Consider the following 24,801-nt stretch of genomic DNA (forward strand, 5'->3'; position numbering starts at 1 on the left):
GCTGGCTTGCCGTTTGTTCGGAGGGTCCTCCTTGTTCAGCCTCGTCGTCTGCACGATCGACCGTTTCGACCAGTTGGAAAGGCTGTTTCTGTCGCTGATGAATCAGCGCCAGAGGGATTTCGAGGTGATCCTCGTCGATCAAAATCCGGACGATCGGCTGTTGGAGTTGATCGGAAGCTTTTCGCCCTCTTTCGCGATCCGCCATATCCGTTCGCCCAAAGGCCTTTCGCGGGCACGCAACAATGGGATGGCGGCAGCGAATGGCGACTATGTCTGCTTTCCCGACGATGACTGCTGGTATGAGCCGGATACGCTGGAGATGGCGGAGCGGCTGTTCGCCGAGCATCCCGAGCTTGCCATCGTCACCGGCCGCACGCTCGATGCCGGCGGCTTGGCCTCCGTCAGCCCGACGGGCGAAATCTCGCTTGCGGTGACGCGCTGGAACTACCTGAAGTGCGGCAATTCCAACAGCATCTTTGTGCGCCGTGCAGCACTGCCTGATATCGGCGGCTTCGACGAGAATCTCGGGGTCGGTTCGGACTCGCCGTTCCAAAGCGGCGAGGAGGCGGATTTTCTGTTGCGGGCGCTTGCTGCCGGCAAGCGGCTGATGTTCTTTCCCGAATTGATCGTTCATCACGATCAGGTCACCAGTGAATACGGTCCGCGTCAGATCGAGCGGGCGCGCAAGTATGGCCGCGGCTTCGGCGCGCTGATGCGCAAGCAGCGCTTTCCGCTCGCCTATGTCGGCTATCGCCTGTGCCGGCCCGTCGCCGGCTGGCTGGCGGCGCTGGTACGATGCAGGGCCGATACGGCCCGTTACAAGCGGGCCTGGCTGATGGGCATTCTGGAAGGTTATGCGACCTGGCCGCGGTGGGGCAGGGGCTGATGCCGTTCGCCGCGCGGCGTCATGGCTTCGGCATAAGCATCGATATAGCGCTGCGCGACCTCATCCCATGCATAGGCGCGGGCGTCATGAATGAGTTCTTCCCTGAGGCCGAGGCCTTCGGCCCCTAAGCGTGCGAAAGCGGCGGCTAGGGCGTCGGCAGCAGTTTCCGGATTGGAAAAATCGGACAGCATTAGCATCGGATGGGTCTCGGCGAGCGCCTTGTAGGCGTCGTTCGTGTGCAGCACCGGCAGCAGGCCGGCACTCATCGCCTCGATCGCCACAAGGCCGAAGCCCTCATATTCGGAGGCCGAGGCGAAAATCGAGGCGCGGGCGATGATGTTGCGGATGGCGCAATTGTCGATCGATATATGTAGCGACACATGGCGGCCAAGGTCGCGGACGGCAATTTCCTTTTCCAGCGTCGGCTGATCGAGATCGGAGACGGCGCCGATAATGTCGAGATGCCAATCCGGATTGCGGGCAGCAAGCACCTTCATGACATCAAGCATGCGGTCGAGCCGCTTGTTGACGGAGAAACGACCGATGGTGACGATGCGGCGGCGGGCTTCGAGCGCGGCGCAATTGGCGAATTTGCCGACATCGGCGCCGTTTTCGATCAGGCGGGTGCGGCGGCCGGCGATGCTGGAAAACAGCCGTTCGTCCGACAGGCTGCAGCAGATGAGCTCAGCGTAGGCGAGGGCGGAAAGCCGGGTTGCGGTGTTGAACCAGAGCTTCTTGATGGCGACATATTTCGGCGTGTGGAAGAAACCGCCATGGGTGGTGGCAACCATCGGACGGCCATGGAACAGCTTGCCCCAAGCAAGTGCGTCGAAGAAGAAATCGACGGCATGGACGTGGATGAGGTCGGCATCGGCGATATGCTTGAACACCTGCGGCGCCAAGGGATAACGGCTGGAGCCGGACCAGGGGATGCGGACGATCTCGATATCGTCGATCGTTTCGGCCGGCGCCAGTTCGCGGGTGGGATCGGAGAACAGGCTGTTGCAGGTGACGACCCGGACACGATAGCCGCGGCCGATCAACTGCCGGCAGAGATTGGCAACCACGTCTTCCAGCCCGCCCTTGTTGGGCAAAAACTGGCGCACGACATGCACGATCAGCGGTCCCGCGGCATTCTGTGCCTGAATATCCGAAATAGCCGATGTCATTGACCCGCCCTCGATCCCTAAGCCGCGCAAAGCCGCGGCGATCAGGCGCACGAAGGCGCCGTCTCTTGATCAGCGCGCAAAGCACATCATCTTGCCGGTTAAAAAGAGCTTAATTGCGGACGAGAGGCCGCGGCGTTTCAAGCAAGAGGGTTAATATCGGAGCGTTCCGTTAGGGAAGGTTGGGCTTGTCAGGCGGGTGTTGTTTTGTGCCCGGCGGCTCCGGGCCCCTCACCCTAGCCCTCTCCCCGCAGGCGGGGAGAGGGGACTGCTTCGGTGTTCGCGGCGTGACCGTGCTCCTGGACACAGAACTCTGTATGCCCCCTCGCCCCGCTTGCGGGGAGAGGGTTGGGGTGAGGGGCCATCTCGGAAAGAGAGGCATAACCCGTCACTCAATCGGACCTCTCAAAACGCCCGGAACGTCAATGTGGTCAGCGAGCGGACGATGCCGGGGATATTGGCGATGTTGTCGTTGATGAACTTGCCGATATCCAGCTCGTCCTTGATGTAGACCTTCAGCAGCAGGTCGTAGTCGCCGCTGGTGGAATAGAGTTCCGAGACCAGCTCCGTCTGGTAGATCGCATCGGCGACCTCGTAGGTCTTGCCGGGGGCGCATTGGAGCTGAACGAAAATGGGCTTCATGAGATTGTCCTGGTTCTGTCCGCGACCGCGATGGCGGCTGTCTTGACTCTGTCCCGGCCGCGATGGCGGCCGCCGCTTTGCTCTATAATGGTCGAAAGCGGCGTGGCCATGCAAGTTTTTCTCTATCCACCGGATGTCGTTGTTCCTGCTTCCGCAAGTCGGGAGGTGGCGCTAGATTGGCCGGATTCTTTTAGGCAATTGGATCGACTCGATGCTGAATGACCCTCGCTCTCACGGACTCTGGGAGAAAACTGCTCCGCCGCCGCCTGCGACAGAGCCGCTTGCCGGCGATGTTTCGGCCGATGTGGTGGTGGTCGGCGGCGGCTATACGGGGCTCTCCTCGGCACTACATCTGGCGGAAGCTGGAACCAAGGTCGTGCTGCTGGAGGCCAATGAAATCGGCTTTGGCGGTGCAGGGCGCAATGTCGGCCTGATCAATGCCGGCATGTGGGTCATGCCCGAAGACCTGCCCGGCGTGCTCGGCCCGGTCTATGGCGAAAGGCTGCTGGAGCTTCTGGGCGATGCGCCAAAGCTGGTGATGGCGCTGATCGAGAAACACGGCATCGCCTGCGAGCTGGAGCGCAACGGCACTTTGCATTGCGCCGTTGGATCCGAGGGGCTGAAGGAGATCGAGGAGCGTGCCCGTCAATGGAGCAAGCGCGGTGCCCCGGTCACCGTCCTCGATGCTGGCGAGACGGCGCGGCGGGTGGGGAGTTCTGCCTATGCGGGGGCGTTGCTCGATATGCGGGCCGGCACATTGCAGCCGCTGGCCTATGTCCGCGGTCTGGCGCATGCGGCGGCCAAGGCCGGTGTTGTCATCCACACCGGCAGTCGCGTGACGGCGACCGAGAAGAACGGTGGGCGATGGATCGTCGGGACTGCCGGCGGCACTGTCAGTGCGGATTGGATCATCGTCGCGACGGATGCCTATAGCACCGGCCCCTGGGAACAGGTGCGCAGTGAGCAGGTGCATCTTCCCTATTTCAATTTCGCCACCGTGCCGCTTGGCGACAACCTGCGCAAATCGGTCCTGCCGGGACGCGAGGGGGCGTGGGATACGAAGGAGATCCTGTCGTCCTTCCGCATGGATCAGGCCGGCCGCCTTGTCTTCGGCAGCGTCGGGGCATTGCGCAATACCGGGCTCGCCATCCACAAGAACTGGGTGCGACGTTCGCTGAAGAAGCTGTTTCCGCAACTCGGAGACATCGCCTTTGAAAGCGAGTGGTACGGCAAGATCGGCATGACCGACAACGCCCTGCCGCGCTTCCACCGATTTGCGCCGAATGTCGTCGGCTTTTCCGGCTATAATGGGCGTGGTATCGCGCCCGGCACGGTGTTCGGCAAAATATTGTCCGACCATGTTCTCGGCCGCGTTTCCGAAGCCGACCTGCCGTTGCCGCCGACCGATCCCAAAGAGCCCAGCTTTCGGGCGTTGAAGGAAATGTGGTACGAAGCCGGCGCCCAGGCCGCGCATTTTGTTGGCGCGAGGGGCTGAAGCGCCGTGAGTTCGTTTGAACGCACAAGGGTCGCTCCGGTCCGCGTGCGAGTGACGTCCTGGGGACGGGAACTGGACCATCAAAACAAGAAGAGGAAGACGACATGACCGCCACACTCGATCTCGCCGCCGAGACAAAGGCAATCCTGACCGAACTCAGCGTTGCCGCCGATCGTTATACGGGCGGAACACTTGCCGTCACCTCACCCGTGACCGGCGCTGAAATCGGCCGGCTCAGGGAGCATTCGGCTGCCGAAGCGAAAGCCGCAATCGACAAGGCGCATGAGGCATTTCTCTCCTGGCGCGCCGTGCCGGCGCCGAAACGTGGAGAGCTGATCCGCCTGCTTGGCGAAGAGTTGCGTGCCGGCAAAGCCGCGCTTGGCCGCCTCGTTTCCATCGAAGTCGGCAAGATCACCTCCGAAGGTTTAGGCGAAGTGCAGGAGATGATCGATATCTGCGATTTCGCCGTCGGCCTGTCGCGCCAGCTCTACGGCCTGACCATTGCCACCGAGCGCTCGGAACATCGGATGATGGAAAGCTGGCATCCGCTGGGGCCGGTCGGCATCATTTCCGCCTTCAACTTCCCCGTTGCCGTCTGGTCGTGGAACGCAGCGCTCGCCATTGTCTGTGGCAATTCCACCGTCTGGAAGCCATCGGAAAAGACGCCGCTGACGGCGCTTGCCGTGCAGGCCTTGTTCGAAAAGGCGCTGAAACGCTATGTCGCCGAGGGCGGCGAGGCGCCGGCTAATCTCTCGACCCTGATCATCGGTGGCCGCGACGTCGGCGAAGTGCTGGTGGATCACCCGAAGATTCCGCTGGTTTCGGCAACCGGCTCGACAGCCATGGGCCGCGCTGTCGGCCCGCGTCTTGCCAACCGCTTCGCCCGCGCCATCCTCGAACTCGGCGGCAACAATGCCGCGATCGTCTGCCCGACGGCCGACCTCGACCTGACGCTGCGCGGCGTCGCCTTTTCCGCCATGGGCACCGCCGGCCAGCGTTGCACGACGCTGCGCCGCCTCTTCGTGCATGAAAGCGTCTACGATCAGCTCGTGCCGCGGCTGCAGAAGGCTTACGGCTCGGTCACCATCGGCAATCCGCTGGAAACGGGCACGCTCGTTGGCCCGCTGATCGACAAGCAGGCCTTCGACAAGATGCAGGCGGCGCTTGGAGAGGCGCAGTCGTCCGGCGGCAAGGTGACCGGCGGCGAACGCGTCGAAAACGGTACCGCCGATGCCTTCTACGTTCGTCCGGCCCTGGTCGAGATGCCTCAGCAGGCCGGTCCGGTCGAGCATGAAACCTTCGCGCCGATCCTCTATGTGATGAAGTACAGCGATTTCGACGAGGTCCTGGCGCTGCACAACGCCGTGCCGCAGGGCCTGTCGTCGTCGATCTTCACCAATGACATGCGCGAGGCGGAAGCCTTCGTTTCGGCGCGCGGTTCGGACTGCGGCATCGCCAATGTCAATCTCGGCCCTTCCGGCGCTGAAATCGGCGGTGCCTTCGGCGGCGAGAAGGAGACCGGCGGCGGCCGTGAATCCGGCTCCGACGCTTGGAAGGCCTATATGCGCCGGGCGACCAACACCATCAACTATGGCAGGACATTGCCACTGGCACAGGGCGTCAAGTTCGACGTCGAGTAAGGCGAGCATGGCAATCGTCGCGTTGCGATGAGGAGGGCGTGGGCGTAGGATCGCTTTCGCCCTCCTTAATCGTTCCAAGGTTCCTCCCCATGTATCTGTCGCTCGCCGAGGCCGAAACGCTGGTTGCTGAGGCGCTGCGGCGAAATCGGGTCAGTCCCGAAAACGCCCGTTCGGTGGCCGTTGCCCTCGTGGCGGCGGAGGCGGCCGGGCAGAGTGGGCACGGTCTGCGCCGCGTGCCCGCCTATGCCGCACAGGCAAAGATCGGCAAGACCGACGGCTTCGCCAAGCCGCAGCTCGTTCGGCCCTATCCTGCTGTGCTGCGCATCGATGCCGGCAACGGCTATGCTTATCCGGCGCTCGACCTTGCCGTTGCCGAGCTTTCGGTCATTGCCCGCGAGCAGGGGATTGCGCTCGCGGCCATCAGCCGTTCGCATCATGCCGGCGTCATGGGCCTCACCGTGGAGCGTTTTGCCGATCAGGGGTTGGTGGCCCTGATGGTTGCCAATGCCCCGGCTTCCATGGCGCCCTGGGGCGGCAAAAGACCTGTCTTCGGCACCAACCCGATCGCCTTTGCCGCGCCGCTTCCCGATGACGAGCCGATCGTGATCGATCTAGCGCTTTCGAAAGTGGCGCGCGGCAAGGTCATGGCCGCCCGGCAGAAAGGGGTGCCGATCCCGCCGGATTGGGCCTTCGACCACAGCGGCAAGCCGACCACCAATGCCGAAGAAGCCTTGGCCGGCACGATGATTCCCGCTGGCGATTCGAAAGGAGCAGCCCTCGCCCTCATGGTCGAGATACTGGCGGCTGGCCTGACCGGTGCCAATTATGCCTTCGAGTCCTCTTCGCTCTTCGATGATCAAGGGGCGCCTCCGGCACTCGGCCATATGATCATCGCGATCAATCCGGCAGCCACGAGCGCCGTCGACACGGCGCAGCGGCTGGCATTGCTGGCAAGCGAGATCACCCAAGATCCCAATGTCCGCCTGCCGGGTCGGCGCGGGCAGACGGCGCGGCGTCTTGCGCTAAGTGAGGGCATCGACGTCGAGGACGCAGTGATTGCCGCGATAGAGAGGCTTTGAACCGCCGACGGTGATGGTCGGGTGAATGTATTTTTTGCCGCGCTCTTGTGCACGGCCCCTCACCCCAGCCCTCTCCCCGCAAGCGGGGCGAGGGAGCTATCGCGCAAACAAGGCGCTACATGCATGAGGCTTGTACGCGTGAGAGGGTATTTGCTTGACTCGATCGTCCCCTCGCCCCGCTTGCGGGGAGAGGGCTAGGGTGAGGGGCCAGGCACATGGCTGCGACATTGATAGAGATGCCTGACGTTCACCCGCGATCCAAAGCTCAGGCGATCGCCGGCGCTGCCTGCTTTTCGTCCAGCCAGCCGCCGGTAAAGCCGGCGCGTTCCAGGCCGCGGCGCAGGATCGGCGATTGCCGCATCAGGTTCCAGATCAGCCCGGTGCGTTCGTTTTCGATCATCATGACGAGCAGGCCCTGATCGATGGCAACCGAACGGTCGTCGACCCAGCCTTCCGGGCCGGGACCCCTGACGCTCGGGTTGAAGCCACCGGGAAAGCGGCCGTCCAGCAACAGGTTCGGATAGGTGGCAAGGATAGCCCTGGTGCCATCGAGCGCGGCTTTGCGGTCGAACGGCAGACAGGATAGCGGCCCCCAGGGCGCAATCGTACCGTCGTCGGGACCGAGCGGCGCACCGCGGGCGGCATAGCCGAGAACCTTCGGGCTGTAACGCCGGCTGTGCTTGGTGCCCGTCGGGTTCGGGCCGTCGCAGGCCGAGAGCCCCCAGATGTCCTTAGCATAGCCGATGAAGTGGCCGGGGTTGCGGTCGGTGTAATCGCGTTGAACGGCGATGGCCGTCTGGGTGTTGCGGAAATAATCCGTATCCTTGTCGGCCACATGCCGGTCGGCAATGCCGCGAAAATCGATCCAGGCGTGCGAGAAGAGATGGATGAACAGCGGCCCGGCATAGAGATAGGGCGTGTCCTTGAACATCATCCAGGTATAGGTCGAGGCGAAGGCGTCGTAGCTCGAGGACGGCACGGAATGGGTGGTCGAAGCGAGCGCCAGCACATAAAGGAAGATCGCCTCGTCATAGCCCTGATAGCGCCAGCGCAGGAAACCGCTGCTCGGCTTCCAGCCCATGCTGATCGTTTGGCCCTTGTTCAGGGCCCAATGCCAATCGCAGCGCTCGTAGAGAAACTGCGCCTGCTTACGGATGTCCACTTCGTCCTGGTCGGGGCCGTTGAAATAGGCAGCCGCCGTCAAGACGCCAATCAGGAAAAGGCCGGTATCGATGGTCGAGAGTTCGCTGTTCCAGGCGCGGTTGCCGGTCGCCATATAGAGGAAGTGATAGTAGAAGCCGCGATAACCGGTGGCGCCGCGTTCTTCGCCCTGTTGGCTTTCGGCAAAGAAATTGAGTGTGGTCAGCACGCGCTCTGCCGCTTCCGCGCGGCTGATCCAGCCGCGTTCGACGGCGACGGGGTAGCTCGACAGTGCAAAACCAACGGCGGCGATGCTGCAGTGGCTCGTCTTGATCGACGTATCCGCCACCAGCCCGTTTTCCGGATTGGTGTAGAGCATGAAATAGTCGAAGGCTGAACGTTGCAAGCGATCGATCAGCACATCGTCGGCTTCGTTGGTCTGTTGCAGCATTGTCTGATCCATCTCCTCGGCGCCCCCCGTTTCTGCTGAGCACAAGAGCTCGGACAGTTGCAAATCAAAGATGATTGATGCTGCCACGCTTTTGTGGACGATTGTTTAAGATGGAAACGTCCGCCGGATATACCGGCAGGCGGCCGCCTCCAGAAAGCTCAATCATCGACAAGACGAATAGCCGCGAGCACTGCGTCCAGCAAACCATCGGCCGTTTCGTCGCCGGGAAGCGATCTGATCATGCCGTTCAGACGTCCCTCTAGCCGGAGCATAGCGAAGCCATGCACCAGTGACCAGAGGGCCGTCGCCTGTGCCGCCATCTTCAGCGGCGATGCCGATGTGTCTGATGTGCGGGCCTGGACGGCGGCCATAAGCGCCTGGCGCGCCGCGAGGGCGGCGCTTGCCGGTGCGGTAAGATTTACGGGGTGGTATCCGCAGCGCGTGCGGCGGCAATTGGCGGGACAGTAAATGCTCGCGCGCTTTTCGTCTTACCGAGCATGAGACATCCTGTTGTTTGGCTTAGCGGGAAGCCGAGTTTGGTTCTGGAAACTTATCCGGCCCGTCGAGTCTGACCTGCCTGCTCGGCGGCTTTTTCAAGGGTTTCTTCCGCCCACTGATTCAGGCTCTTGCCGGAAAGCTCGGCAGCCATGGCGGCACGACGATGAACTTCCGGGTCAACTCTGAACATCATCTTGCCGGAATAGGGCTTTTGCGGCTCCTTACCAATCTGATGACACGTAGCGACATAATCATCGACTGCCTCGTGAAAGGCTCTCTTAAGTTCGGTGACGCTTTCGGCATGAAAGCCGATAACGTCGGAAATGCCGGCGATCTTGCCGAAAAAGATTTCATCTTCATCGTCATATTCGATGCGGGCGTGATAGCCCTTGTAACTCATGGTGTTCACGGCCTTACTCCGATTTGGATCAGAAATTCTCTGGCATCACGAACTTGATATCGCTTGGCTTCCTTGTCCGGATGGGGGCGATGAAAGCTCGCAACCGCGCCATCTTTTTCGAACTTCACGCGCGAGCCACTTCCTTCGATGACATTTGCGCCTGTTGCGATGAGAAGACTTTCGATATCGGCCCAATCAATCGTGCCAGATATCGGGTTTCTGAAAACCGCGGCAAAAGTTCTGATCTGCTTGCTATTTATGCTAGCAATATAGAGGATGCTAGCAGAATATGCAAGCGGTAGGTTGAGTGCATAGCTCAGGTCAACCTAGCCTCCACCCGCTCCCTCAGCCTTTGAAGCGTCCGCCCGAAAATCCCATCGTCCCCGAGCGCTCTCGCGAGTGTCAGCGCGCCTTGGATGCCGACAACCGCTTCTTCGGCGAGCGCATTTGCTTCCGCCGTCGTGACGCATGCTCTCATCAAAGCGCCGGCAAGCGCTTCGATCCAACGGTAGAAATAGGCCTGGATCGCGCCTGCGAAACGGTCGCGTGTTTCGTCGAGTGCGAAGGCGCCGATGAGGCAGATGCGGCGGCCGGAGCGGAAATACGTGTCTGTCGTCTCCCACATGCGGGCGATGGCGGCGCGCGGGTCGTCCTCTTCGAGCGGCTTGAACATCTCGTTGACGAACCAGGCGTCGATGTTGGCCATGATCTCCGCCGCCATCTCCTCCTTTCCGCCGGGGAAGAAATGATAGAGGCTGCCTTTCGACAATCTGGTGCGCGCCGTGATGTTGCTCATCGATGCGCCCTCGTAGCCGAGTTCGCGAAAGACTTCGGCGACGAGGGTTATGGCATCCGATTTTTCGAAGATGGTGCGTGTCATCGCCTTCGTCTTAGAGCCCGAGATCGGACAGTCCCGGATGATCGTCCGGGCGGCGACCGAGCGGCCAATGGAATTTCCGATCTTCTTCCTTGATCGGCATGTCGTTGATCGAGGCGAAACGGCGCTGCATCAGGCCGTCAGCGTCGAATTCCCAATTCTCGTTGCCATAGGAGCGAAACCAGTGACCGCTGTCGTCGTGCCATTCATAAGCGAAACGCACGGCGATGCGATTGCCGTCGAAGGCCCATAGCTCCTTGATCAGCCGGTAATCCAACTCCCTGGCCCATTTGCGGGTGAGGAATTCGATGATTTCCTTGCGGCCGCGCGGAAATTCGGCGCGGTTCCGCCACTGGCTGTCTTCGGTATAGACCTTCGAGACACGTTCAGGATCGCGGCTGTTCCAACCGTCTTCAGCTAGGCGGACCTTGGCGATCGCGGTTTCGCGGGTGAACGGCGGCACGAGTGGGGTGGCCATGGCTTGCTCCTTTTAGACCGATGTAGCCACACTAGACCGATCGGTTTATAAGAGCAAGAGTGAGTTCAGCGCCTTCAAGAGGCTATCGCGCGAATTTCTTTGCACCGACGACGCAGCAGACAACGCCAAGGGTCACCGCAAGCATTGACCAACTGACGCTTTCCTTCAGCAGCGTGGCGGCGAGCGCCAAGCCGAAGAAGGGCTGCAGCAACTGCAATTGCCCGACGGCAGCAATGCCGCCCTGTGCCAGTCCGCGATACCAGAAGACGAAGCCGATCAGCATGCTGAAGAGCGAGACATAGATCAGGCCGATCCAGGCTGGCTCGCCGATGCCACCGATCGCCTGCGGCATGGTGAACAGGCAAAGCGCGATCATGACCGGCAGCGACAGGACCAATGCCCAGGAAATAACCTGCCAACCTCCCAGCCGGCGTGACAGCACCGCACCCTCGGCATAGCCGAGCCCGCAGACGAGGATTGCCGCCAGCATCAGCAGATCGCCGACCGGCGAGGCGGAGATACCCTGGGCGAGCGCATAGCCGCAGACGATGGCGCTGCCGATGGCGGAAAATAGCCAGAAGGCCGGCCGCGGCCGTTCGCCGCCGCGCAATACGCCGAATATGGCCGTGGCCAGCGGCAGCAATCCGATGAAGACGATCGAATGCGCCGAAGTGACATGCTTGAGCGCCAGCGCCGTCAGCAGCGGAAAGCCGACGACGCAGCCCAATGCCACGACGGCAAGGGGGATGATATCGCTGCGAACGGGCCGTTTCTCCCGAAAGGCAAGCAGCAGGCACAGCGCCAGAATGCCGGCGATTGCGGCGCGGGCGACCGTCAGGAAGACGGGATCGAAATCCATGACCGCCACCCGTGTTGCCGGCAATGAGCCGCTGAAAATCAGCACGCCCGTCATTCCGTAGATCCAGCCGCTTGTCGTCTTGTCCATTGCGATGCTCCAAGTTTGCTAGCCGGTATCGACGAAGTCGGCTGGTCATTCCAGAGACGGTGCAGTACAATTTCCGCAAACTGTTATGGTATGAGGTGCAGTACGGATGAACGATGTCATCGTCATGAAAGCGGCCAGCGGCACGCGTATCCAGGGTGTGATGGCGGCGATTGCGGATCGTATCGCCGCGCGCAGCCTGGCGCCGGGTGCGCGGCTTCCTTCGGTGCGCAGCTTCGCCAAGACGATGCAGGTGTCTGTTTCCACCGTGGTCGAAGCCTATGAACGGCTGGCGGCCGAGGGCGTCATCCGCTCGCGGCCCGGTTCGGGTTTCTACGTCTGCGGGCCGCTTGCGCCGCTTTCTCTGTCGGAGATCGCTCCCCGGCTCGAACGCGATGTCGATCCGCTCTGGATTTCGCGGCAATCGCTCGAGGTGGACGACGGTGTTCTGAAGCCCGGCTGCGGCTGGCTTCCGCCCTCCTGGATGCCGGAGGAGGCGTTGCGTCGCGCGATGCGAAGCCTGGCGCGAAACGGCGGCAGCGGCATTCTCACCAACTATGGGACGCCGCTCGGTCTGCCGCCTTTGCGGCAGCTTCTGGCTCGGCGCATGGGTGAGCACGGTATCACCGCGTCGCCCGATCAGGTCATGCTCATGGAATCCGGCACACAGGCCATCGATCTTCTCTGCCGGTTCCTGCTCGAACCCGGCGATACCGTGCTGGTCGACGATCCCTGCTATTTCAATTTCCACGCCCTCTTGCGGGCGCATAGGACCAATATCGTCGGCGTGCCCTTCACGCCGACGGGGCCGGATATCGAGCTGTTCGCTCAGGCGCTCGAAAGATATAAGCCGCGCCTCTACATCACCAATTCTGCCGTTCACAACCCGACCGGTGCCGCATTGTCGCCGGTGACGGCGCATCGCCTGTTGAAGCTGGCGGACGCTTCCAACCTGATCATTATCGAAGACGATATTTTCGCCGATTTCGAGCACATGCCAGCGCCACGGCTTGCCGCCTATGACGGGCTCGATCGGGTGATCCATATCGGCAGTTTTTCAAAGACGCTGTCGGCCTCGGTCCGGTGCGGCTTCATCGCGGCCCGGCAGGATTGGATCGACAGCCTTGTCGATCTGAAGATCGCCACCAACTTCAGCGGCGGCCAATTGGGGGCTGAGCTGCTGTTTGCGGCCCTGAAGGACGGAGGCTATCGCAAGCATATCGAGGCGCTGCGGGTCCGGCTTGCCAAGGCCATGAGCGAAACCATCTCCCGATTGGAGGCAATCGGCATCACGCCTTGGCTGAAGCCGCAGGCCGGCATGTTCCTTTGGTGCCGGCTGCCGGAGGGCCTGAATGCCACTGGCATCGCCCGCGCCTGCCTTGCCGAAGGCATCATCCTGGCGCCCGGCAACGCCTTCAGCCAGAGGGATACGGCAAGCAATTTCCTCCGCTTCAATGTCGCGCAATCGACGGATGCCCGCATTTTCGACGTGCTGGCGGCGTCGATGCGGAGATTGGGGTCTGGATGATCGGCGGCGTAGCTGCTCAGGTCCCGGGCGATGACGATCCGGCCGGCGAGACTGCCGGATGTGTTACTTGTGCAGCATCTTCAAAGCTTCGAGAAAATAGCTGTCGGCGCCGGAATAGTCGTCGGCCTTGCAGCGCTTGAGACCTTCGGCCACCAGTTCGCGTGCCCGCTTTCTGTCGGCGGGGCTAACCGTCGATGTCTTCAAGCCCTCATTGATGCTGTCCACCATTTTCGCGCATGGGGCGGAATTGTTGTTTCCCGTGGTTGCGGCGTTGGCGCCCAAGACGGTGAAGGCAAGGGCGAAGGTGACGGAGATGAGCGACGGAATGACAAGAGCGAGCGTTTTCATATCCCGGCATCCTCAGCTCCGTCCGCGATCTACGGACAGGACATAAAAAGCAAGCGTCTCTGGGTATGGCCTGACGCCGGGGAAGAGATGGGAAAGACAATCGGACACTAGGAAGCAGCTCGGATAGGCTCTTGCAGGTCTTGCTGAACTCAAGCATCACATTATACCTCTGCCACAAGGCCGCTTCAATTGCGGTTCACATCGGCTTCATAATCCCCGTTGACCAGACGAGATCGACCGTGCGTGTTCTGCTTGTTGAAGACGACAATATTCTTGGATCATCCCTCAAGAAGGCTTTGGAGAAGCATGCCTACGGCGTCGATTGGATGCGCGATGGCGAGTCCGGTCTCGAAGCCGCACAGCATTCGCATTTTGCGGCGGTCATTCTCGATATCAACCTGCCGCAGCTCAATGGCATGGAGGTGCTGAGAGGCATTCGGCAGCGGGGCAATGCGGTGCCGGTTCTGCTGCTGACAGCGCTGGATGCGGTACGGCAGAAAGTCGAAGGGCTTGATGAGGGCGCCGACGATTACCTGGTCAAGCCGTTCGATCTTGACGAGCTGCTTGCCCGCCTGCGCGCGCTGATCCGCCGCCGCGACGGGCGGACCGAAAGCCTCATTCGATGCGGCGATGTCGAGGTCGACCCATCGGCGATGGTCGCCCGCAAGGGCAATGCGCAGGTCCATACCACCGCCAAGGAATTCCATCTGCTGAAGCTGCTGATGGAGCGCAGCGGCCGATACGTGACCAAGAATGATATCGAATATGCGCTCTACGATGCCGAGAACACCGTCGAAAGCAACGCCATCGAGGTGACGATCTATAATCTGCGCAAGAAACTCGGCACCGATTTCATCAAATCGATCCGCGGCGTCGGCTACATGATCGAGCGATGAGCACCTCCACACTAACCCGCAAACTCTTCTTCAGGATCGCGCCGGTCGTGGTGGTGACGATCGTGGTGATCGGCGCTTTCGCGTTCAACAGTGCGACGCGCGAGATCAACAATATCTACGATGCCCAGCTCATCGACGATGCGAACGTTATCTGGAGCTTGCTGCGCCGCCCTCTGGAACTATCGCCCGACCGCTCTCCGAAGAAGATCGACGATATCGACTTCAACATGGACAATCAGCTAGCCTTCAACGAGGACGCTGACGATTATGCCGACGCTCACATGTTTCGCGCCTGGGTGGATGGCCGCATCCGCTTTTACAGCAGCACGGCCTTCATGTCCGACGTGCCGCAGCAGAAGGTCGGCTTCACCACCATTACCTACCGTGGAGAGGAGTGGCGCGTCTATTCGCTGCCGATACCGAACACGACCATCGTCATGGAGATCGGCGAAAAGATTGCCCTGCGGGAAACGCTTGTCTCCAACATCCTGCTCAATCTCTTCTTTCCGCTGCTTGTTCTCGTGCCGGTCATCGGCTTTCTCATCTGGCTCGGCATCAACAGCGGCTTGCGCACGATCCATGGGCTGGTACGCCAGATCCGCACCCGGTCGCCCGACGATCTCTCCGCCATCCCTGTCAAAGATCTGCCGCGCGACCTGTTGCCGCTCGGCCGCTCAATCAACCAGCTTCTCGAAAAACTCGGTCATTCATTGACACTCGAGCGGCGCTTCTCTGACCTTGCGGCACATCAATTGCGCACTCCGCAGGCCAGCGTGAAGCTGTTGCTGCAGATGCTGGGCAACAGCGACAGCGAGCAGGAGAGGCAGACGATCATCGCCGATCTCGTGGCCAGCAACAATCGCGCCATACATCTGATTGAGCAATTGCTGCGGCTTGCCAGGGTAAGCCACCATCCCCTCAATCCGACGTCCGTCACGCTCTATCATATTGTGGCGTCGGTTCTGGCGGAATTCGGCAATATCATCACCAGCCGGCAGCTCGATGTCTTGCTTGATGGCGACGAGACGGCGCAGGTCAAAACAGATGAATCGCTGCTGCGCATGATGATCGGCAACCTTTTGGACAATGCCATCAAATATACGCCCGTCGGCGGCAAGATCGAAGTGGTGATCTCCTCCGAAAGCGCACTCTGGCGGATATCGATCAGCGATAGCGGACCCGGCATTCCACCCGATGAGCGGGCGGCGGTCTTCCAGCGATTCTACCGGCTTAATACGCTCCACACCGAAGGGTCTGGCCTCGGTCTTGCGATCGTCGCCGATACGGCTGACCGACTTGCTGCATCCATCCAGCTATCGACGCCGCGTTGGGGCACGGGCCTGCGGGTCGACCTGCGGCTGCCCAAAAACCCATAAAGCGCCCTCTGCACCTTCCCTTGAATATGCGATTCTCATAGCTGGACGGGTTCAGCTTTTCACGGAATCTTGAGCCGCTCCATTTTTCATTTTCGCATCATCCTGCCCTCATGCCTGGCTCATCCGTCGTTGTTAAACGCAACTTCAGGATAAGGCGAAGGGATATTTTCATGCAGGTGTTTTGCGATTTTGATGGAACCATATCCATCGAAGACGCGACGGATATGGTGTTATCCCGTTTCGCCGGCTCCGAATGGGAAGATATAGAACAGCAGTGGAAACGCGGGCTGATCGGGTCGGCCGAGTGCATGCGCCGGCAGATTGCCCTCGTGCAGGCAAGCCGGAAAGATCTCAATGCTCTCCTGGACGAGGTGTCCATCGACCCCGGCTTTGAGGACTTTCTCTCATACTGCAACCGCAGTGATTTGCCGGTGACGATCGTCAGCGACGGTGTCGACTATTTCATTCGCCACATCCTGGCGCGTCACGGCATCGACGACCTGCGGATAATCGCCAACGTCCTCACCTATCGCTTCGCTCATGGCCGAGAATTGTATTCTCTTTCTCCGTCGCTTACGGCAGCCGGATGCATGTCCGGTTCAGGCGTCTGCAAATGCCGGGTTGTCAAAGGCACCGAACTGCAGATCTACATCGGCGATGGGCGAAGCGATTTCTGTGTTTCCGATAAGGTCGACCTTGTCTTCGCAAAAGCCAAGCTCGCCGATTATTGCGAGGACCAGGGCATTCCCTATGTCGGCTTCGAAAGCTTCGTCGACCTGCTTCCAAAGATGAAAGCCATTCTTCCGAGCGTCGCCCGGGGACCCCGCGCGCTGCTGCAATCCAAGATCGCATGAACTAGATCAAGAGGCATTTAATGAAAACCAATGTAGTCGAAGCCTTCAGTGGCGAGATGGAGTCGCACGTCAAATCTGAGGCGGAGTTGCGTGTCCTTGAAGAGACCTATTGCTCCCATGGCGATACGGTCCACTACACAGCAAAGCCGAAATTCTTCGAGGAGTGCGAAGGCTCTTATGTCTACGACAAGGCCGGGACGCCGTTCCTCGATCTGCAGATGTGGTATTCCGCCGTCAATTTCGGCTACCGCAACGAACGCCTGAACGCCGCCGCACACCGTCAGCTCGACCGGCTGCCGCAGGTCGCTTCGCAATATCTGCACCGTGAAAAGGTGGAGCTTGCGGCGATGATCGCCCAGGATGCCGAGAGCAAATTCGGCCACAAGGGCCGCGTCCATTTCAACGTCGGTGGCTCGCAGGCCGTCGAGGATTCGCTGAAGCTGGTGCGCAACTACACCGGCGGCAAGAGCCTGATGTTCGCCTTCGAAGGCGGTTATCACGGCCGTACCCTCGGCGCTTCGGCGATCACCTCCAGCTACCGCTACCGCCGCCGCTACGGCCATTTCGGCGACCGCGCGCAGTTTGTTGAATTCCCCTATCATTTCCGCGGCCCGAAGGGCATGTCGAAGGAAGAATACGGGCATCACTGCGTCCAGAAGTTCGCCCGCTTGTTCGAGAGCGAATACAACGGCGTCTGGGACCCGAAGGCCGGCAAGTCCGAATATGCCGCCTTCTACATCGAGCCGATCCAGGGCACAGGCGGCTACGTCATTCCGCCCATGAACTTCTTCGTCGAACTGAAGAAGGTGCTGGACGATCACGGCATCCTGCTCGTCGTCGACGAAATTCAGATGGGCGTCTACCGCACCGGCAAGCTCTGGTCGATCGAGCATTTCGGCGTTTCGCCCGATGCTCTCGTCTTCGGCAAGGCGATCACCAACGGGCTCAACCCGCTTTCAGGCGTCTGGGCAAGGGAAGAGATGATCAATCCAGAGATCTTCCCGCCCGGTTCGACACATTCCACCTTCGCCAGCAACCCGATGGGGACCGCCGTGGCTCTCGAAACCATGAAGATGTTGGAAGAGGAGGATTTCGGCGCGGCCATCATGGCCAAGGGCGCCTATTTCCTCGATGGGCTGAAACAGTTGCAGAAGCGCCATGCCATTGTCGGCGAAGTCGACGGTCTCGGCTTGGCCTTGCGGATGGAGATCTGCAAGGACGACAGCTACACGCCGGACAAGGCGACGATGGACTGGCTCTGCGACGAGGGCATGAAGGGCGACATTCAGGTCGGTTCCAAGATGTACGGCCTCGTGCTCGACGTCGGCGGCTACCACAAGAACGTCATCACCTTTGCGCCGAACCTGCTCATCACCCGCGAGGAGATCGATCTGGCGATTGCACTGCTCGATCAGCTTCTCACGCGCGCGGCCCGGAGGTAAGTCGGTGCAACTCCTTCTTCTTCATCTCGATGATGCGTTGGAGTTGCAACCAGATTTCGTGCGCGCCTGCAAGTTTGCGGGCGCGTGCCAATATGTCGATAAAGCAAGCGGCAAGGCGGTCCGTCTCTGGAGCAAGCAGACGGCGCTTTCCGAACTCAGCCGCAATATCGTGCGGAACACGCCGGCAGTCGGCAAGGATCCGCAGCTCTGCTTCATGGGCTCGGGCGACTTTCATCACATAACGGCGCTGCTTCTTGACGGGGCGCTGGAGCGGCAATCCGTGTCGGCGACGCTCATTCATTTTGACAACCACCCGGACTGGGTGACCTTCAATGGTGGCATGCATTGCGGATCCTGGGTCAACAGTGCGCTTGCCAACCGCAATATCCAGAAGGTCATTACCATCGGTGTTTGCAGCCACGACCTTCGCAGCCCGGAGCGCAAGGGTGCCAACCTGCACTGGCTCGGCGAAGGCAAGCTCGAACTTTATCCCTATGAACATCCGCCGAGCCGGGTCTTGGCCGATTACGGCAGCGGCGCCAGCTATCGGCAGGAAAAGGGCGCCTTGCACTGGAAATCCATCTCCGAGATCGGCGAGGAAAATTTCATCGACCGGATGCTGAGCCGGATTCGTACCGAAGCCGTCTATCTGACGATCGACAAGGACGTGCTGGCCGCGGACGACGCCGTGACGAACTGGGACCAGGGGCGCATGCGGTTGCCCTATCTCCTGGCGCTGATCAGCGAAATCGGCAACCGCCATCGCATTATCGGCGCAGACGTCATCGGCGACTACTCCGCCCCGAACTATGCCGGCAGCTTGCAAACCAGGCTTTTGAAAAGGGCCGAGATTTTTATCGATCAGCCGCATATCCGGCCGAAGGCCGACGCGATCAGAAACATCAACAGTGCCGCCAACCACGCGCTGCTGGAGGTCTTGGCGGAGTACATGGCATGAGCGGCAGCCTGACCCTTCCCATGCTTGGCCTGATCCTTTTCTGCGTGCTGGCGGAAACGGCGCGCGAGGTCTGCTTCAAGCAGTCCGCAAGCCAAAACACCTTGCTTTCGGCGTTGGCCAAGCCCGTGACATGGCTCGGCATCTTCTTTTGGGCGGTGGAGCTGTTGGCCTGGACCGCGGTGCTTGAGCACGTCCCCCTATCCATCGCCTTTCCGCTGATGGCGCTGAGCTATGTCGTCATCGTCTTCGCCGGAGCCTTGGTCTTCAAAGAAAATATCAACCTCCGCCACGCGACGGGTGTGTTCCTCGTGACCGCCGGCGTGGCTTGTGTGGGAGTAACCGGACTATGAAAATCTTCGCGCACTCGAGATGGGACGTCGTGCCGGTTCTGGCCGCTGCGGCGCATCTCGTCTTCGACATCTACCTGATCGTCGGTTTCGAAAGCCGGCCATTGTGGCTTTCGGCTGTCCTCGGCTGCCTGTATGCCGTGTCGATCTCGTGGAATATCAACAGCATATCCCATAATTTCATCCACACGCCCTATTTCAAGCCGCGCTGGATGAACTATGCGTTCAGCCTGCTGGAATCGGTCGCGATCGGCTTCTCGCAGACCTATTATCATTGGGTGCATATGCGCCATCACTCCGGCAACAGCGACCGGCCGGATGAAAAGGGCGATACGATCGATCTGCTGTCGATCTATCGCCACGGTCGCAACGGCGAGCCGGAGAATGTGTGGTCCTACACGCTTCTGAGCTTCTTCCGTGACAGCCTCGGCGATATCCATAAGGCCATCGCTCGCAACCGTCCGTTCGATGCGAATTGGGGCCGTTTCGAGCTCTTCTTCTTCCTTGGCCTTGCTGCGATTGCACTGATCTACGACTGGAAGGCCGTGCTGTTCTTCGTGCCCTTCTATTATTTCGGCAACTGCCTGTCGTCGCTCAACGGCTATTATGAGCATCTGCATGGCGATCCGGACGAGCCGATCGCCTGGGGCGTCAGCAGCCACAAGTCGTTCTACAATTGGCTGTGGTTCGGCAACGGCTATCACGCCGAGCACCATTACCGGCCGCGGACCCATTGGACGAAACTGCGCACGCTGCACGAGCAGATCAGGGAAGAGCAGGAAAAGGCCGGCACGCACGTCATCAGCACCTGCCACGCGCTTGGCTTCATGGCCAAGGAAAATCGGCAGGCGGAGCTTTCGCATCATGAAGGCTGATGGACTGAGCTTTTTTCTCGAAGGCTCGAATGACAAAGGCGTGCTGCTTGTTCACGGACTGACGGGGGCTCCGGCGGAAATGAAGCTGGTCGCCCGCCATCTCCATCGCAAGGGCTATAGCGTCTATGCGCCGCTGCTGGCCGGCCATGGCGTCGACGCTGGTACGTTGCGGCGCACGCGATGGGAGGATTGGCTGGAGAGCGTCGTGCAGGCGTCGGAATTGCTCGCGCAGAGAACGCAGCAGGTCTTTGCCGCCGGTATCTGCGTCGGTGGCAAGCTTTCGATGCTGGCGGCCGAAAGCCGCCCCGATACGATCCGCGCCGTGGCCATCTATTCCCCGTGCTTTCATTATGACGGGTGGGACGTTCCTTTCTATTATCCGCTGCTGTCGTCGCAAATCGGCTGGCTATCCCGCATTCCTTTTCTCGACCGCCTCAATTTTCGCGAGACCGCATCTCTCGGGATCAAGGACGAGCGGATGCGCAAGCTGATCGAAGCCATGGGGGGTGAGGGTGTTCTTGAGAAATTCCCCGGCAGGGGGCTCGTCGAGATGCATCGGCTGGGCAAGGCCCTCAGGGGCAGACTGCCGGAGATCAAGACGCCGACGCTGATCCTGCACGCCGAGGACGACGACCTCAGCAATCCCCGGCATGCCCGCTATATTTCCGACCATATCGGCGGTCCGCACCAACTCAGATGGATCAAGGATAGTTACCATATGATCCATGTCGACCGTCAGCATCGGCAGGTAGCCGACTTCACCGCAGATTTCTTCGAGACGAGCCATGTCACAGCCCTTGCCTAGCCTTTCGCCGGCACCGGTCCGCGATCCCGTCGCCGAGGTGCATTTCAGCATTCGCGCCATCGGCCGCGATGCCTGGAACGCGTGCTTTCAAGATCAGGTCGAGGACTATGATTGCCTGCTGGCCATCGAGGAGGCCGGCATCGAGGGCTTCGAATGGCGCTATATCACGATCGTCGAAGACGGGCGGGTCAGCGCCGCCATGCCGGCTTTCCTCTGCCCCTATGCGCTGGACACGACTCTGGAAGAGGGCGCGCTGCGCAGGATGGTACGTCGCGTGCGGCAACGCTTCCCGGGCTTCCTGACGCTGCGCCTTGCCTGTCTCGGCTCGCCCTGCACGGAAACGGGCGCGGTCGGCTTTCATCCTGATGTGGCGCTGGAACGCCGCGAAGCGTTGTTTGCGGAGCTGCTGTCGTTCTTCGAACAGCTTGCGGCGACGGAAGACTGCGCGCTGATGGGCCTGAAGGATATTCCCCAGCCGATTGTCCCCGCGCTCGATGGCCCACTCTCCGCCCGCCGTTACGCCATGATCGGCGGCCTGCCGACCGCCTGGCTTGATATCGATTTCAAGACGATCGACGAATATCTCGCCCGGCTCTCCTCGGGCACGCGCAAGGACATGCGCCGCAAGTTGAAATCCTTTGGGGAGGTCAGGGTCGAGATCCGCACGGATTTCGGCGATTTCCTGCCTGAGGTCATGAGGCTCTACCACGATACCCGTAATCGCAGCGAATGGCAGTTCGAGGAGCTGACGGCCGGCTATTTCGAGGGAATTCTCTCGCGCATGGAAGGTCGTTCCTTCTGCGCCTTCTATTTCGTCGAGGACAGGCTCCTTGCCGCCAACCTGATCGTCCATGACGGGCGCGTCGCCATCGATAAATTCTTCTGCATGGATGGCGAAGAGGGCCGACCCTACAATCTCTATTTCCTGAGCTGGTTCACCAATCTGCGTTATTGCCTGGAACACGGCATAGGCCGTTACCAGAGCGGCCAGGCCTATTATGAGAACAAGGTGCGGCTCGGCAGCACTCTCACCGCCAATGCGATGTTCTTTCGCCATCGCAATCCCGTTCTTCAGAAAATATTGCGGCTGGTGTCTCCGCTGTTTTCGACAGATGAGGTGGTTGAGTAGATGTCGATGCGCTTATCCTGGCTGGCTGTGCCGGTGTTGAACACGCTGTACCAATTCTTCATCAAGCACGGGGCCGCGCAATTGGACGCTGCTGCCGGAGCGGATTGGCTGTGGCAGGCGCTGGCGTCGCATTGGATCCTGGCGGCGATCGCTGCGGAAATCCTCTGCTTCTTCATCTGGATGAATGTGCTTTCCGAGCTTGATCTCAGCCGGGCCTTCCCCCTTTCCGGCATCAGCTACGTCTTGATCATCGCCACCGGCTGGTTCGTCTTCGGCGAACCGGTGGTGGGCCTGCAGGTCATCGGCAGCGGGTTGATCCTGACGGGCGTCTGGCTGATCGCAAGCGCCGCGGGTGAACCGTCCGAGCAAAATGACTGGGGTTCAAAGCACGGTTCGCTCAGTACCGACACGGGTAAGGATAAGTGATGTCCCGATTGCAAGCTGAAGACCATCGCCAAAACAAGGGCGTCGGCATCTTGTCCGGCCTTGCGGACTGGAGCCTGAAACGCGCGCTGTCGCATATCGTGACAAGGGGATCTCTGACGGTGACGACGGCCGCTGGCCGCGTCCTGACGTTTGGCGACGGCGCCGGTCAGCCGGTCCATGTCCGCTTCGCGGATACCCGCGCTGAGTGGGCTTTCCTTGTCGATGCCGACCTGCGGCTCGGCGAGCTCTACATGGATGGCCGTTTCCTCGTCGAACAGGGCTCGCTCTACGATTTCGTCGCGATGATGCTGCGGGAGGCGCAGAATAGCACGCATCCGCTCATTGCTCGCGTCATAGATCATATCCGCACGAGGCTGCGGATTTTCCGTCACCGCAATCTGCCGGGGCGTTCCAAGACAAACGTCGCGCATCACTACGATCTCGACGGCCGGCTCTACGAGCTTTTCCTGGATCCGGATCGGCAATATTCCTGCGCCTATTTCGAGCATCCCGACCAATCGCTGGAAGAGGCGCAACTGGCGAAGAAAAGGCATCTGGCCGCCAAGCTGTCGATCGAGCCGGACAACAGCATTCTCGACATCGGCTGTGGCTGGGGCGGTCTTGCCCGGCACCTAGCCGAGCAGGCGCCGGGCGGCTATGTCCTCGGCGTTACCCTGTCCGAAGAGCAGCACGAGTATGCTTCGAAACGGGTGCCGGGCGCGATGGACGGATCGCTGGCGGAAGTTCAGTTCGCGCTCAGGGACTATCGCAGCCTGACCGGCCATTTCGACAGGATCGTTTCGGTCGGCATGTTCGAGCATGTCGGCCTGGCATCCTATCGGACCTTCTTTCGCAAATGCGCCGAGTTGCTGGAGGATGATGGCATCATGGTGCTGCACACCATCGGCTGTTCGGCGACGCCCGGCTTCACCACGCCCTGGCTCGACAAATACATCTTCCCCGGCGGTTATATTCCAGCACTTTCGGAGATCGTACCGGAAGTCGAGGCAGCGGGATTGACGATCACCGATGTCGAGGTGCTGCGCCTGCACTATGCCTGGACGCTCGCCAACTGGCGCGAGCGCTTCATGGCGCGTTGGGCCGAGGTGACGAAACTCTATGACGAGCGCTTCTGTCGGATGTGGGAATATTATCTTTCGACCGCAGAGGCTGCGTTCCGCTACGAAGATCTCGTCGTCTTCCAGATCCAGATCAGCAAGCGCAACGACATTGTCCCCGTCACGCGGGACTACATCGCCCGCAGCGAAGTGGAGCAAGCTTCAAAATCGAACGTCGAACGTTCTGTTGAGCGTAAAGCCGATAACGTTCTGGTTGGGTGAACCGATCTGCGAGGTGATCGGGCTGTCGGCGGCATCGCCCACCAAACGGCTGTATTTGTTATAGACCTGCACGCTCCAGGCGGGCGAGAACGTATAGGTCGCCGCGACCGTAAAGCCGACGGATTTCAGGCCACCGCCGGCGTCAAAGGCGTTGATATGACCGTTTTTCGCCGCCTCGCTTTCGGAGATTCCGAAATTGTTGCTCATGTAGGTGGAGTTCGCCAGCGACATGCGCGGGCCTACGGAGAGAAGCCAACTGTCTCCGACGGGCTGGAACCAGTCGAGCGACAGATCGGCAACGAGACCATCGCCGCCCCAGAGCGCCTGGCGCGTCTCGGCCCGCACCCGCAACTGATTTTCCATCGGCCAATATTGCGCGAACGCGCCTGCATCGAAATTCCAGCGAACCCTGCGCAGCCCGTCCAGATGAGAATCGTCGAATGCCGAGCGCCCGCTTCTCAGGCCGACGACCGGGCCGACTTCGATGCCGCCGACCTCGAACAGGCTATAGTCGATGTTGTCGTCCGGGGCGCTGTAGTCCTGTGTTTCACCAAGGCGATGGACGTCGAAAGATGGCATGCCGCTGAAAGAAAGATGCTTAGATCCTTCGTAGGAAGGTCCGTATTCCACCGTGCCGCCGAGCGTCACGACCCAGGTGGTTGAATCAGACTTCGCCGCTTCCTGCGCCAGTGCCGGAAGCGCGCCGGCTGCGGATGTCGCCAGCAAAGCCATCCCGGCAAACGCCGAGAACCTGTTGAACAAAGATGTGTTGACGCTGAACA

Annotated in this window: 27 protein-coding genes; 16 read left to right on the top strand and 11 right to left on the bottom strand. The window is 60.5% G+C overall.

Features of this window, described 5'->3' with window-relative positions; translation table 11 throughout:
• The first annotated feature begins 31 nt into the window (after nucleotides 1–31).
• Nucleotides 32–886: a glycosyltransferase family 2 protein gene (locus GGD50_RS12280; protein ID WP_107109705.1), complete on the top strand. Its 855-nt coding sequence runs from the start codon at nucleotides 32–34 to the stop codon at nucleotides 884–886.
• Here the strand turns inward: GGD50_RS12280 and GGD50_RS12285 are convergent.
• Nucleotides 853–2,055 carry a glycosyltransferase family 4 protein gene (locus GGD50_RS12285; protein ID WP_107109704.1) on the bottom strand — a complete coding sequence of 401 codons (1,203 nt, stop codon included), beginning with the start codon at nucleotides 2,053–2,055 and terminating at the stop codon, nucleotides 853–855. The genes GGD50_RS12280 and GGD50_RS12285 overlap by 34 nt on opposite strands.
• 402 nt (nucleotides 2,056–2,457) lie before the next feature.
• On the bottom strand, nucleotides 2,458–2,694 hold the full coding sequence (locus GGD50_RS12290) for an Lrp/AsnC ligand binding domain-containing protein (protein WP_107109703.1): 237 nt from the start codon (nucleotides 2,692–2,694) through the stop codon (nucleotides 2,458–2,460).
• 211 nt (nucleotides 2,695–2,905) lie between these two features.
• Between GGD50_RS12290 and GGD50_RS12295 the strand changes: the two genes are divergently transcribed.
• The 3 genes from GGD50_RS12295 (at nucleotide 2,906) to GGD50_RS12305 (ending at nucleotide 6,908) form a co-directional block, all read left to right on the top strand.
• Nucleotides 2,906–4,189 (top strand): NAD(P)/FAD-dependent oxidoreductase, encoded by a 1,284-nt coding sequence (locus GGD50_RS12295; RefSeq protein ID WP_107109702.1) that lies wholly within the window; start codon nucleotides 2,906–2,908, stop codon nucleotides 4,187–4,189.
• A 104-nt stretch (nucleotides 4,190–4,293) separates the two neighbouring features.
• Entirely contained in the window at nucleotides 4,294–5,829 is a 1,536-nt protein-coding gene (gene amaB, locus GGD50_RS12300; RefSeq protein WP_107109701.1) for an L-piperidine-6-carboxylate dehydrogenase, read from the top strand.
• A gap of 89 nt (nucleotides 5,830–5,918) precedes the next feature.
• On the top strand, nucleotides 5,919–6,908 hold the full coding sequence (locus tag GGD50_RS12305; RefSeq protein WP_107109700.1) for an Ldh family oxidoreductase: 990 nt from the start codon (nucleotides 5,919–5,921) through the stop codon (nucleotides 6,906–6,908).
• A gap of 265 nt (nucleotides 6,909–7,173) precedes the next feature.
• Here the strand turns inward: GGD50_RS12305 and GGD50_RS12310 are convergent, their stop codons facing one another.
• The 7 genes from GGD50_RS12310 to GGD50_RS12340 all read right to left on the bottom strand — a co-directional run bounded on the left by GGD50_RS12310 (nucleotide 7,174) and on the right by GGD50_RS12340 (nucleotide 11,698).
• Nucleotides 7,174–8,499: a glucoamylase family protein gene (locus GGD50_RS12310; protein WP_107109699.1), complete on the bottom strand. Its 1,326-nt coding sequence runs from the start codon at nucleotides 8,497–8,499 to the stop codon at nucleotides 7,174–7,176.
• A gap of 158 nt (nucleotides 8,500–8,657) precedes the next feature.
• Nucleotides 8,658–8,969 (bottom strand): TetR-like C-terminal domain-containing protein, encoded by a 312-nt coding sequence (locus GGD50_RS12315; protein ID WP_280951180.1) that lies wholly within the window; start codon nucleotides 8,967–8,969, stop codon nucleotides 8,658–8,660.
• Nucleotides 8,970–9,049: 80 nt separating this feature from the next.
• Entirely contained in the window at nucleotides 9,050–9,406 is a 357-nt protein-coding gene (locus GGD50_RS12320) for a type II toxin-antitoxin system HicB family antitoxin (protein WP_107109697.1), read from the bottom strand.
• Nucleotides 9,403–9,717, bottom strand: a complete 315-nt coding sequence (locus GGD50_RS12325) for a type II toxin-antitoxin system HicA family toxin (protein ID WP_210318837.1) — start codon at nucleotides 9,715–9,717, stop codon at nucleotides 9,403–9,405. The genes GGD50_RS12320 and GGD50_RS12325 overlap by 4 nt, the downstream gene beginning before the upstream one ends.
• Nucleotides 9,714–10,277 carry a TetR/AcrR family transcriptional regulator gene (locus tag GGD50_RS12330; protein ID WP_107109695.1) on the bottom strand — a complete coding sequence of 188 codons (564 nt, stop codon included), beginning with the start codon at nucleotides 10,275–10,277 and terminating at the stop codon, nucleotides 9,714–9,716. Before GGD50_RS12330 ends, GGD50_RS12325 begins: the two co-directional genes overlap by 4 nt.
• A 10-nt stretch (nucleotides 10,278–10,287) precedes the next feature.
• A complete protein-coding gene (locus tag GGD50_RS12335) occupies nucleotides 10,288–10,752 on the bottom strand; it encodes a nuclear transport factor 2 family protein (RefSeq protein WP_107109694.1) in 465 nt (154 codons plus the stop codon).
• An 82-nt stretch (nucleotides 10,753–10,834) separates the two neighbouring features.
• Entirely contained in the window at nucleotides 10,835–11,698 is an 864-nt protein-coding gene (locus GGD50_RS12340; RefSeq protein WP_107109693.1) for a DMT family transporter, read from the bottom strand.
• Nucleotides 11,699–11,804: 106 nt separating this feature from the next.
• On the opposite strand from GGD50_RS12340, the gene GGD50_RS12345 reads away from it, so the two are divergent.
• Complete coding sequence (locus tag GGD50_RS12345; RefSeq protein ID WP_107109692.1) at nucleotides 11,805–13,223, top strand: aminotransferase-like domain-containing protein; 1,419 nt, start codon at nucleotides 11,805–11,807, stop codon at nucleotides 13,221–13,223.
• 63 nt (nucleotides 13,224–13,286) lie between these two features.
• On the opposite strand, the gene GGD50_RS12350 is transcribed toward GGD50_RS12345, so the two are convergent.
• Nucleotides 13,287–13,571, bottom strand: a complete 285-nt coding sequence (locus GGD50_RS12350; RefSeq protein ID WP_107109691.1) for a hypothetical protein — start codon at nucleotides 13,569–13,571, stop codon at nucleotides 13,287–13,289.
• Nucleotides 13,572–13,810: 239 nt separating this feature from the next.
• On the opposite strand from GGD50_RS12350, the gene GGD50_RS12355 reads away from it, so the two are divergent.
• The 11 genes from GGD50_RS12355 (at nucleotide 13,811) to GGD50_RS12405 (ending at nucleotide 24,019) form a co-directional block, all read left to right on the top strand.
• Nucleotides 13,811–14,467, top strand: coding sequence for a response regulator transcription factor (locus tag GGD50_RS12355; protein WP_107109942.1), 657 nt, complete (start codon nucleotides 13,811–13,813; stop codon nucleotides 14,465–14,467).
• Nucleotides 14,464–15,843, top strand: coding sequence for a sensor histidine kinase (locus tag GGD50_RS12360; protein ID WP_107109690.1), 1,380 nt, complete (start codon nucleotides 14,464–14,466; stop codon nucleotides 15,841–15,843). The genes GGD50_RS12355 and GGD50_RS12360 overlap by 4 nt, the downstream gene beginning before the upstream one ends.
• Nucleotides 15,844–16,013: 170 nt before the next feature.
• On the top strand, nucleotides 16,014–16,697 hold the full coding sequence (locus GGD50_RS12365) for an MtnX-like HAD-IB family phosphatase (protein ID WP_107109689.1): 684 nt from the start codon (nucleotides 16,014–16,016) through the stop codon (nucleotides 16,695–16,697).
• 20 nt (nucleotides 16,698–16,717) lie between these two features.
• Nucleotides 16,718–18,139, top strand: coding sequence for an aspartate aminotransferase family protein (locus GGD50_RS12370; RefSeq protein ID WP_028751404.1), 1,422 nt, complete (start codon nucleotides 16,718–16,720; stop codon nucleotides 18,137–18,139).
• A gap of 4 nt (nucleotides 18,140–18,143) precedes the next feature.
• Nucleotides 18,144–19,097: an arginase family protein gene (locus GGD50_RS12375; RefSeq protein ID WP_107109688.1), complete on the top strand. Its 954-nt coding sequence runs from the start codon at nucleotides 18,144–18,146 to the stop codon at nucleotides 19,095–19,097.
• The gene (locus GGD50_RS12380; RefSeq protein ID WP_107109687.1) at nucleotides 19,094–19,447 is read left to right on the top strand and encodes a DMT family transporter; all 354 of its coding nucleotides are present in this window, start codon (nucleotides 19,094–19,096) and stop codon (nucleotides 19,445–19,447) included. Before GGD50_RS12375 ends, GGD50_RS12380 begins: the two co-directional genes overlap by 4 nt.
• On the top strand, nucleotides 19,444–20,319 hold the full coding sequence (locus tag GGD50_RS12385) for a fatty acid desaturase family protein (RefSeq protein WP_107109686.1): 876 nt from the start codon (nucleotides 19,444–19,446) through the stop codon (nucleotides 20,317–20,319). The genes GGD50_RS12380 and GGD50_RS12385 overlap by 4 nt, the downstream gene beginning before the upstream one ends.
• On the top strand, nucleotides 20,309–21,124 hold the full coding sequence (locus GGD50_RS12390) for an alpha/beta hydrolase (RefSeq protein ID WP_107109685.1): 816 nt from the start codon (nucleotides 20,309–20,311) through the stop codon (nucleotides 21,122–21,124). The genes GGD50_RS12385 and GGD50_RS12390 overlap by 11 nt, the downstream gene beginning before the upstream one ends.
• Entirely contained in the window at nucleotides 21,105–22,253 is a 1,149-nt protein-coding gene (locus GGD50_RS12395) for a GNAT family N-acetyltransferase (RefSeq protein ID WP_107109684.1), read from the top strand. Before GGD50_RS12390 ends, GGD50_RS12395 begins: the two co-directional genes overlap by 20 nt.
• Nucleotides 22,254–22,679, top strand: a complete 426-nt coding sequence (locus GGD50_RS12400) for a DMT family transporter (protein WP_181316109.1) — start codon at nucleotides 22,254–22,256, stop codon at nucleotides 22,677–22,679.
• Entirely contained in the window at nucleotides 22,679–24,019 is a 1,341-nt protein-coding gene (locus GGD50_RS12405) for an SAM-dependent methyltransferase (protein WP_107109683.1), read from the top strand. The genes GGD50_RS12400 and GGD50_RS12405 overlap by 1 nt, the downstream gene beginning before the upstream one ends.
• Here GGD50_RS12405 and GGD50_RS12410 read toward each other — a convergent pair.
• Entirely contained in the window at nucleotides 23,960–24,751 is a 792-nt protein-coding gene (locus tag GGD50_RS12410; protein ID WP_107109682.1) for a MipA/OmpV family protein, read from the bottom strand. The genes GGD50_RS12405 and GGD50_RS12410 overlap by 60 nt on opposite strands.
• Nucleotides 24,752–24,801 lie beyond the last annotated feature (50 nt).

This window comes from Martinezella paranaensis, from assembly GCF_014200235.1.
GTDB lineage: Bacteria > Pseudomonadota > Alphaproteobacteria > Rhizobiales > Rhizobiaceae > Rhizobium > Rhizobium paranaense.